This window comes from Streptomyces sp. NPDC060031 (assembly GCF_042736805.1).
Classification (GTDB): domain Bacteria; phylum Actinomycetota; class Actinomycetes; order Streptomycetales; family Streptomycetaceae; genus Streptomyces.
In genome coordinates, this window is record NZ_JBHWVM010000154.1 from 1 (window position 1) to 9,246 (window position 9,246).

Annotated in this window: 8 protein-coding genes; 3 read left to right on the forward strand and 5 right to left on the reverse strand. The window is 72.7% G+C overall.

Translation table 11 applies throughout. The features are described 5' to 3' along the window. Nucleotides 1–55: 55 nt before the first annotated feature. The 3 genes from ACFWB8_RS35695 to ACFWB8_RS35705 form a co-directional block, all read right to left on the reverse strand. The gene (locus ACFWB8_RS35695; protein WP_007262928.1) at nucleotides 56–430 is read right to left on the reverse strand and encodes an RNA polymerase-binding protein RbpA; all 375 of its coding nucleotides are present in this window, start codon (nucleotides 428–430) and stop codon (nucleotides 56–58) included. A 324-nt stretch (nucleotides 431–754) separates the two neighbouring features. Next, nucleotides 755–2,170, reverse strand: a complete 1,416-nt coding sequence (locus ACFWB8_RS35700; protein ID WP_385237046.1) for an MFS transporter — start codon at nucleotides 2,168–2,170, stop codon at nucleotides 755–757. Between the two features lie 68 nt (nucleotides 2,171–2,238). After that, on the reverse strand, nucleotides 2,239–3,009 hold the full coding sequence (locus ACFWB8_RS35705; protein ID WP_385237049.1) for a glycerophosphodiester phosphodiesterase family protein: 771 nt from the start codon (nucleotides 3,007–3,009) through the stop codon (nucleotides 2,239–2,241). Nucleotides 3,010–3,186: 177 nt separating this feature from the next. Between ACFWB8_RS35705 and ACFWB8_RS35710 the strand changes: the two genes are divergently transcribed. Continuing rightward, a complete protein-coding gene (locus ACFWB8_RS35710) occupies nucleotides 3,187–4,689 on the forward strand; it encodes a PLP-dependent aminotransferase family protein (RefSeq protein WP_385237052.1) in 1,503 nt (500 codons plus the stop codon). On the opposite strand, the gene ACFWB8_RS35715 is transcribed toward ACFWB8_RS35710, so the two are convergent. Further along, nucleotides 4,686–6,344 (reverse strand): hypothetical protein, encoded by a 1,659-nt coding sequence (locus tag ACFWB8_RS35715; protein WP_385237055.1) that lies wholly within the window; start codon nucleotides 6,342–6,344, stop codon nucleotides 4,686–4,688. The two genes, ACFWB8_RS35710 and ACFWB8_RS35715, sit on opposite strands and share 4 nt — an antisense overlap. A 47-nt stretch (nucleotides 6,345–6,391) precedes the next feature. Further along, a complete protein-coding gene (locus ACFWB8_RS35720) occupies nucleotides 6,392–6,586 on the reverse strand; it encodes a hypothetical protein (RefSeq protein WP_125605336.1) in 195 nt (64 codons plus the stop codon). A 303-nt stretch (nucleotides 6,587–6,889) separates the two neighbouring features. Here ACFWB8_RS35720 and ACFWB8_RS35725 point away from each other — a divergent pair, with 303 nt between their 5' ends. Next, a complete protein-coding gene (locus ACFWB8_RS35725) occupies nucleotides 6,890–7,324 on the forward strand; it encodes an ankyrin repeat domain-containing protein (protein ID WP_385237059.1) in 435 nt (144 codons plus the stop codon). 342 nt (nucleotides 7,325–7,666) lie between these two features. Next, nucleotides 7,667–9,064, forward strand: a complete 1,398-nt coding sequence (locus ACFWB8_RS35730) for a HEAT repeat domain-containing protein (protein WP_385237062.1) — start codon at nucleotides 7,667–7,669, stop codon at nucleotides 9,062–9,064. Nucleotides 9,065–9,246 lie beyond the last annotated feature (182 nt).

Sequence of the window (9,246 nt, forward strand, 5' to 3'; positions counted from 1 at the left end):
CCCCGCCACTTCGTGGCGGGGCCCCTCAGCTTTTCCCGTGCTCAGCGCCCGCAGATTATGCGGACTTGCGGCTGTCCCGCGGATGCACGGCAATGTTCATGGCGCCGGAACGGAGGACCGCCAGCCTTTCGGCGAGCACTTCCTCCAACTCCTCGCGAGTGCGTCGCTCCATGAGCATGTCCCAGTGCGTTCGCGCAGGCTTGCCCTTCTTCTCCTCGGGCCCGTCTCCGTCGACCAGGAGTGCCATGGCGCCGCACGCCTTGCACTCCCACTCCGGCGGAATTTCTGCCTCAACCGAGAACGGCATCTCAAATCGATGTCCGTTCTGGCATGCGTACTCCACCGCCTGGCGCGGGGCCAGATCGATGCCGCGGTCCGTCTCGTAGCTGGTAACCACGAGCCGCGTACCGCGGAGAGCTCGCTCACTCATGAATCGTGCCTCCCGGGCTTGTCGCCCACAGGACAGGTGTCGCTGTCGTCGTCATCCGGTCAACGTCCGGTCGGCGGTATAGATTCCCGCTCCGGGTCATGCGTCGCCCGTCGTGCCGCCCCTTGTTGTACCCACCAATGCCCGTTTTGTCACATCTGGCAGCAGATGTCACCCAACGTCTTCACTTCTGCAGCACGCAGTAACGGTCCGCCTGGCAGGCCAAAGGCGTACACTACCGCCCCTTCGCTTCCACGTCGAAATCCGTTCGGAATTCGTTTGTGGATCCGGTTCCGGCCGACCGCGCCGCGAGCTCGGACCCGGCCGTCAGATCCGCTCTGGTACAGGATTGCCCGCCGCCTGCACCGCGCGCCGCACCGGCACCCTGGCGAGCAGCACGAAACCCAGTGCGAAGAAGACCACCAACGAGATGATCGCGTCCCGGTAGCTGCCGGTCACCTGGTACGTCAGGCCGAAGACCAGCGGCCCCACCCAGCTCAGCCCGCGGTCGCTCATCTCGTACGCGGAGAAGTACTCGGCCTCCTTGCCCGCCGGGACCAGGTGCGAGAACAGGGAGCGCGACAGCGCCTGGCTGCCGCCCAGCACCAGCCCGATCATCGAGGCCAGCGCGAAGAACCACACCGGAGTCCGGGCCGGCAGGAAGTATCCGGCGGCCAGGGTCAGGCCCCACGCGGCCAGCGAACCCAGAATCGTCCGCTTGGCGCCGTACACCGCGGCCAGCCTGCCCATCCCCAGCGCGCCCGCCACTGCCAGGATCTGCACCAGCAGCACGGCCACGATCAGCGTGGACTGCTCCAGTTCCAGCTCCTCGGAGCCGTAGATCGAGGCCTGGGAGATCACCGTCTGCACGCCGTCGTTGTAGATCAGGTACGCCAGGAGGAACGACAGGGTCAGCGGATAGCGCCGCATGTCCTTCAGGGTGGCCAGCAACTGCCGCCACCCGCTGACGGCCGGGCCCGCGCCCGCGCCGGCCTCCCGCACGACCGCCCGGTCCCGCAGCCTGCGCAGCGGGATGATCGCGAACGCCCCCCACCACAGGCCCGCCGAGGCCAGACAGATCCGCACCGCCGCGCCCTCGGAGAGGCCGAAGGAGTCGTGGCCCTGGAACAGCACCAGGTTCAGCCCCAGCACGAAGGCGCCCGAGGTGTAGCCGAAGGCCCAGCCGCGGGAGGAGACGGTGTCCCGCTCGTCCGGGGTGGCGATCTGCGGCAGGAAAGCGTTGTAGAGCACCATCGAAACCGCGAGCGCCGCGTTAGCGACGATCAGCAGCAGGCCGCCGAGGAGATAGCGCTCACCGCCCAGGAAGAACATGCCGGCCGTCGCCGCCGCACCCGTGTACGCCGCGGCCGCCAGCAGCGGCTTCTTGCGGCCCGTACGGTCCGCGACCGCACCCGCCAGCGGCATGATCAGAACGGCCGCGATCACCGAGGCCGAGACGGTGTACGCGAAGTAGGACCCGGCCCGGACCGGGATGCCCAGCGGATGCACGTACCCCTCGGCGTCCGCGGCGGCCTTGGCCACCGAGGTCAGGTACGGCCCGAGGAACACCGTGAGCACGCTCGTCGAGTAGACCGAGCAGGCGAAGTCGTAGAAGTACCAGCCGCGCTGCTCGCGCTTGCGCGCGGCCCGTGCGGAGGCCTCGGCTCTGCCGTCCTCCGCGCCCGATCCGGCTCTGCCGTCCTCCGCGCCCGATTCCGCTTCTTGTGCCGTCCGCGCACTCATGGGTGCCCCCTCGCTGGTCCCCGTACCGCAGCGGCCGCCCCACCGCGCGCGGGGGCCGAACGGGCTCGTCAGGCCCAGGCCCCGCGCCGGTCCAGCACCGTGCGCAAGATGTCGATCCGGTCGGTCATGATGCCATCGACACCCAGGTCCAGCAGTGCCTCCATGCGTTCCGGTTCGTTCACGGTCCAGACGTGTACCTGGAGTCCCCGCTCGTGCGCGGTGCGTACGAACCGGCGGTCGACCACGCGGATGCCCGCCTGGACCTCCGGAACCTGCGCCGCCACCGCGCCCACGCGCAGCGCCGCCGGGATCGCGAAGGAGCGCAGCCGCAGCCCCAGCACCCCGCGCACCCCGTACGAGGTGGCCAGGCGCGGCCCGGCGATCTTCTGGGCCCGCGCCACCCGGCTCTCCGAGAACGAGCCCACGCAGACCCGGTCCCAGACCCCCGCCCGCGCGATCAGGTTGACCAGCGGGTGCAGGGCCGACTCGTCCTTGACGTCGATGTTCCAGCGGGCGGCCGGGAACTCCTCCAGCAGCTCCTCGAAGAGCGCCAGCGGCTCGGTCCCGCCCACCCGGGCTTCCCGGATGCGGCTCCAGGGCAGCTCGCGGATGCGGCCCTGCGCGTCCGTCACCCGGTCCAGGGTCGCGTCGTGGAAGGCCACCAGCTTCCCGTCGGCCGAGGCGTGGACGTCGGTCTCGAAGTACCGGTATCCCGCGTCGGCGGCCCGGCGGAAGGCGGCGGCGGTGTTCTCCAGTCCGTCCGCGGCCCCACCCCGGTGCGCGAAGGGGATCGGAGCCGGGTGGTCCAGATACGGGTGGCGAAGGCGTACGTGCGTCACTGCCGCAGTATCCCCCGGGCCGACGCCGACCGGATGGCCGGGCGGTGAACGACTCCGCCGTCCGGGGACCCCTGGTCCGAATGGACTCCCGCATGCCACCCTGGACGCAGAAGCAATCCAATCCCTACCGCTCCCCGAGCCGGTCGGGGCCAATTCTATGAAGGTGGACCGGACAGCATGGCTCAGTGGACCTCGGCGGTCGGTGCCGCACAGCTCGCCCGGCTCATCACCTCCCAGCAGGAACGGCCCGCCGTGTCCGGCGCACGCAAGCTGCCCGCCTACCGCACCCTCGCCGACGGGATCCGGCTGCTCGTCCTGGAGGGCCGGGTCCCCGTCGCCGCCCGGCTGCCCGCCGAGCGGGAGCTCGCCGTCGCCCTCTCCCTCAGCCGCACCACCGTCGCCGCCGCGTACGAGGCCCTGCGAGGCGAGGGATTCCTGGAGTCCCGCCGCGGCGCCGGCAGCTGGACCGCCGTACCGGCCGGCAATCCGCTGCCCGCGCGCGGCCTGGAACCGCTGCCCCCCGAGTCCCTCGGCTCGATGATCGACCTCGGCTGCGCCGCCCTCCCGGCCCCCGAGCCCTGGCTCACCAAGGCCGTCCAGGGCGCCCTGGAGGAACTCCCGCCCTACGCGCACACCCACGGCGACTACCCCGCCGGGCTGCCCGCGCTGCGCCGGATGCTCGCCGACCGCTACACCGAGCGCGGCATCCCGACCATGCCCGAGCAGATCATGGTCACCACCGGGGCCATGGGCGCCATCGACGCCATCTGCAGCCTCTTCGCGGGCCGCGGCGAGCGGATCGCCGTCGAATCCCCGTCCTACGCCAACATCCTCCAGCTCATGCGCGCCGCCGGAGTCCGCCTCGTACCCGTCGCCATGGCGGAAGGGCTGACCGGCTGGGACATGGACGTCTGGCGCCAGGTGCTGCGCGACTCCGCCCCGCGCCTCGCCTACGTCGTCGCCGACTTCCACAACCCGACCGGCGCCCTGGCCTCCGACGAACAGCGCCGCGCCATGGTCGAGGCCGCCCGCTCCGCCGGCACCGTCCTGATCGCCGACGAGACCATGGCCGAACTCCAGCTGGAACCGGACCTGGACATGCCGCGCCCGGTCTGCTCCTTCGACCCGGCCGGCTCCACCGTGATCACCGTCGGCTCCGCCAGCAAGGCCTTCTGGGCCGGGATGCGCATCGGCTGGGTCCGGGCGGCCCCCGACGTCATCCGCAGCCTCGTCGCGGCGCGCGCGTACGCCGACCTCGGCACACCCGTGCTGGAGCAGCTCGCGGTGAACTGGCTGATGCGCACCGGCGGCTGGGAGGAAGCCGTGGAGATCCGCCGCGACCAGGCCCGGGAGAACCGGGACGCGCTCGTCACCGCCGTGCGCCGGGAGCTGCCCGACTGGGAGTTCCAGGTCCCGCGCGGCGGGCTGACCCTGTGGGCCCGCGCGGGCGGACTGTCCGGCTCCCGGCTGGCCGAGGTGGGGGAGCGGGTCGGTGTACGGGTCCCCTCGGGGCCGCGGTTCGGCGTCGACGGGGCCTTCGAGGGCTACGTCCGGCTGCCGTTCACCGTGGGCGGTCCGGTGGCCGATGAGGCCGCCGCCCGACTGGCGGCGGCGGCCCGCCTGGTCGGCACCGGCGCGGGCGGCAGCGGCGCGGAGCCGCCGCGCACCTTCGTGGCCTAGCCGAACCTCCCGGGCCAGGGAGCGTCGGCTGGCACCTCCGGGATCTCCGAGGTCTCGATCGACTGCGCCTGCGCCGGGGGCTGCGCCTGCAGCGGCTTCGTCAGCGTGACGTGGCCGACGGGGTCCGGGACGGCGCCGACCGCGGCCGCCCGGCGTGCGGGCAGGAGTTCCAGCACGGCCTGGCGGTGTACCGGATGGGTGCCCTCGTCGTACGGGTCCGGCGTCGCGGGAACCTGGAGGCGGTGCACGGGACCCGCGCCGAGCCGGGCGTACCCGCGGCCCGGCGCCGCCTGGGCCGGCGGGGTGGTGTGCGGCGGCAGCCCCAGCACGTCGGCGATCTGCTGGATCGCGGCCGGCCCCAGCACCACGCGGGCCCGGGTGTGCTGCCAGACGGCATCGTTCAGGAGCTCCAGGTGGTCGTGGTGCTCGGCCACCACCACCGTGACGTTCGCGGCGCGCCCGTGCCGCAGCGGCACCGGGAGCTGCGCGAGCGGGTCCGGGCTCCCCTCGGCGGCCGCGAGGTGGGCCAGCACCGTGGGCTGGTCCAGCAGGATCCACAGCGGGCGCCGGATGTCCTCGGGGGCGGGCCGCCCGGCCTCGCGGGCGCGGTGGGTGGCGATCAGCCGCCGCTCGGTCTCCTGCGCGGCCCACTCCAGGGTGGCCAGGGCCCCGGCAGGCCCGCCTTCCACGGCCAGGACGCCGGTGCGGCCCGAGAGGCAGGCGTACTCGCCGCTGCCGCCGCCTTCGACGATCAGTACGTCGCCACCGTGCTGGAGGGCCTGCAGGGCGATCGAGCGCAGCAGGGTCGAGGTGCCGCTGCCGGGCTGGCCGACGGCCAGCAGGTGCGGCTCGGTGGACCGGGGGCCGGTGCGCCAGATCACCGGCGGCACGTCCCGGGGCTCGTCGCCCTCCAGGACGGGCAGCGTGCGCTGGACGCTGCCCGCGTCGGTGAAGCCGAGCACGGTCTCGCCGGGGGAGGTCACGAACGGCTGGGCGGCGATACCCGTCGGCAGCGCCGCCAGCACACTGAGGTCGAGCTGGTTGCCCTCCTCGTCCCAGTCGAAGAGGTACTCCCGTCCGCGCCCGGACTTGGCGTGCAGCAGTGCTTCGATCCGGGCCCGCGAGGCGGCTTCGCCATCGGTGAAGTAGGCGGGGTAGCGAATGTGGAGCCGGGTGACGCGGCCCGCCTCGTCGAACTCGTGGCCGCTGAAGGCCTTGTCCCAGTCCCCGCCGTGGGCGAAGAGCGGATTGGGGTCCTCCGGGATGGAGAAGTACGGCACGAGGGCTTCGTAGAGGGAGCCGAGCCGTTCGGCCTCGGCATCGCTGGGCGCGGTCTTCGCCGGGGTGTGGTCGCGACCCTGCCAGGCCGCCGCCGCCATGAGCGTGATCAGGGCGGTCAGGGGGCCGTAGGGGACGAGCGCGACCACGAGGACGCAGGCGGCGCCCAGGAACAGCGCGGGACCACGCTTGTCCTTGGGCGTCCCGGACCACTTGCGCCGCCCGGAGGAGGCCAGGACGCGCAGGCCGCGTCCGATGGTGAGGAGCGGATGGAGGACGTCCGTGGCGCTGTCGGCGGCCGTGCGAGCGAGGTCGCGGCCCCGGGCCAGCGACGAGGTGCCGTTGCTGAGGATGCGGGGAAGTGGGCGCCGGGCCACGGGCGTCTCCTGGAGTTGTGGGTGTGGCGGGGTTTGCGGTCGGAGCGCTAGAGCTTGATCCCGCCGAGGAGACTCGCGAGGCTCGCGGTGCTCGCCGTGATGCTGGGGGCGATGGCGGAGCCGGCGAGGAAGAAGCCGAAGAGCCCGCAGACGAACGCGTGCGTCAGCTTCATCCCGTCCTTCTTGAAGAACAGGAAGCAGATGATGCCGAGCAGGACGACACCTGAGATGGACAGGACCATGAGCAGTTCTCCTGGTGAGTGGGGACGGTCACCATCAGTTCTTCCAGGCTCACAGCAAGTATCAATGCGACAAAAGGTGCATACGGGTGAATGGCAGCGTTTTTCACTTGACCGGCCCACTCCGTCTGGCGTGCCGGACGTGAAGGGGCTCGGCGGTGATCCTTGCCTCCGCCCGGCCCGCTCATGTGCAGGTCCGGGCGCTACCCTGGCGATTCACCCGTACGGACGCAGCGCCGTACGCACCCCTGCCCGCACGGCCTGGGGAAACTCATTGCCACCAGCGAGTGAAAGGCGGTACGACCGATGAGCGAGCGCAACCCCGGGCACGAGCCCACCGCGGGCGGTCCGCAGGACGCCCCCGACGAGGACGTCATCGCACTGGCCACCAAGATCTTCGACCTCGCCCGCCACGGCCGGACCGGGGACCTCGCCGCGTACCTCGACGCCGGAGTCCCCGCGAACCTCACCAACGACCGCGGTGACACCCTCGTCATGCTGGCCGCCTACCACGGCCACGCCGAAGCCGTCACGGCCCTGCTGGCCCGCGGCGCCGAGGCCGACCGCGCCAACGACCGCGGCCAGACCCCGCTCGCCGGCGCCGTCTTCAAGGGCGAGGAGGCCGTCATCCGCGCACTGCTCGCCGGCGGCGCCGATCCGAACGCCGGAACCCCCTCCGCCGTGGACACGGCGCGCATGTTCGCAAAGGCCGACCTGCTGGAACTCTTCGGAGCCAAGTAGTCCGCTTTTGGGCGGGAGCTGACCGCCGACTGACCGTCGCAGACCTCACAGGTTGATCACGGCAGCCGGAAATGTGGTCGCGGTGCACAAAGCGGCTGGGTCATCATGGCGACGGATTCGATTCGCGGACATGACGGACGGGCAGGAGCGGACTGGACACAACGGGTGTCCACAGCCACCCCTGCCACACCGGCCCGGCACGGTCGCGGAGCACCGACGAGAGTGAGAAGGCAATGGTCTACATCGAGCGGAACATGACGGCGGACGTCCTCACATGCTGTTACGCGGCCCTGTGAATCCCGATTCCCGGTTGCGTCCCCAGCTTGATTTGAGGCCATTCCCATGTTCGAACCAGTCATAGCGCCTAGCGGCACCCTGCTCGGGCTCCTCCAGCGCGGTCGCGGCGACGGCACCCTCCACGCCCTCGCGGCGCCCCGCACGGAGGCCCTCGCGGCCCTCAACCAGTGCGTACTCCGCGACCCGCGCCAGGACTGGCAGGTCGAGAACCGCTCGCTGTACTACGCCCGCCTGTACCTGGACCTCGACGGCCCCCTCGGCGAGATCGAGACCCACCTCTTCAGCGCGGAAGACCTCTTCGACGAGGACGAGAACCGCACCGGCCTCGCCCTGTCCGTACTCGGCCACCTCGCCTCGTACGGACGCGACGACGCACTGATGCTGCTGCGCCGGTACGCCGCCTCCGGCGCGAACTGGGCCTGGGCCCTCGACGAGCTCGCCCTGCGCGACGACGACGAAGGCCTGCGCGGCCTCGCCGCACCCGTCCTCGCCCGCTTCCCCCACACGGCGGACGGCGGGGCGCGGCTGGCCGCCGCCGTCCGCGACGCGTACGAACCCAGACCCTGGTGCCTGTGGGAAGCCTCGCCCGAGTACGGGGAGCGGCTGCGCGCCGCCCGCCAACAGGGCTCCTTCGACCGCTGGCAGCGCCAGCTGACCCCCTCCGGCCCCCGGCCCGGCTGGGGCGTCCAGGCCGTCTTCGACTGGGCCGCCGACGGGCTGCGCCGCGGCACCCCGCTGCACGTGCCCGCCGCGCGCTGTCTCGCCGCCGTCGCCGCTCCCGAGGACCGCCCGGCCATCCTGGCGGCCGCCGCCGGAGCCTCCGGCGAGGCCGCCCGCGCCACCGCCCTGCACCACCTGGTCCTCGCCGAACCGGACAACCCGGCCGTCCTGGACCTCATCGAAGCCGCCGGCGACGAGCCCGCCGTGGCCGCCTACGAGCGCATGTGCGGCCCCGCCGCGGTCGAACGCGCCCGCCGCTGGATCCACCGCCCCGACGCCCTGGGAGCGGCCGCGGCGGCCCTCCTGGCCGCCCGCGGCGACGCCGAGGACGCCCAGCTCGTCCTCGGAGCACTGCGCTCCACCGTCCGAGGCTGCGGCCCGGACACCCGCCGGCTGTTCGCCCTGGTCGACGGAGCCGGCCGCCTGGCGATCGGCTGCGCGGCCCCGGTGCTGCGCCACATCTACCGCGAGACGGCCTCGTCCCACCTGCGCGGCCGCGCCGCCCGGGCACTGGCCAGCACGGACCCGTCCTTCGCGGCCGGCTTCGCCGTCGAATGCCTCTGGGACTGCGAGGAGACCACCCGCGAGGTGGCGGCCCGCCACGCGGAGACGGCGGACGCCCGCGTGGCCCCGCGCCTGCGCCGCCTGGCATCGGACCCGGCGGAGGAAGAGGACGTCCAGTCGGCCGTCCGAAGCCGCATCGCACCGGAGTCGGCGGTGTAGGGCGTTGGCCGGGGGTGGGGGTGGGTTCGGCGGGACGCGGGTGTTCGGTGGCGTTGACGGGGTCCGGGGGCTTCCCGGCAGTCCACTGTCCTTCCGGGACGGGCCGGCCCGTCAAGGGCGCTCCCTGCGGTCGCGTCGCTGCGCGATGGGCTGGGGCCCCCCGTGGCCCGCCGGCCCCGGGG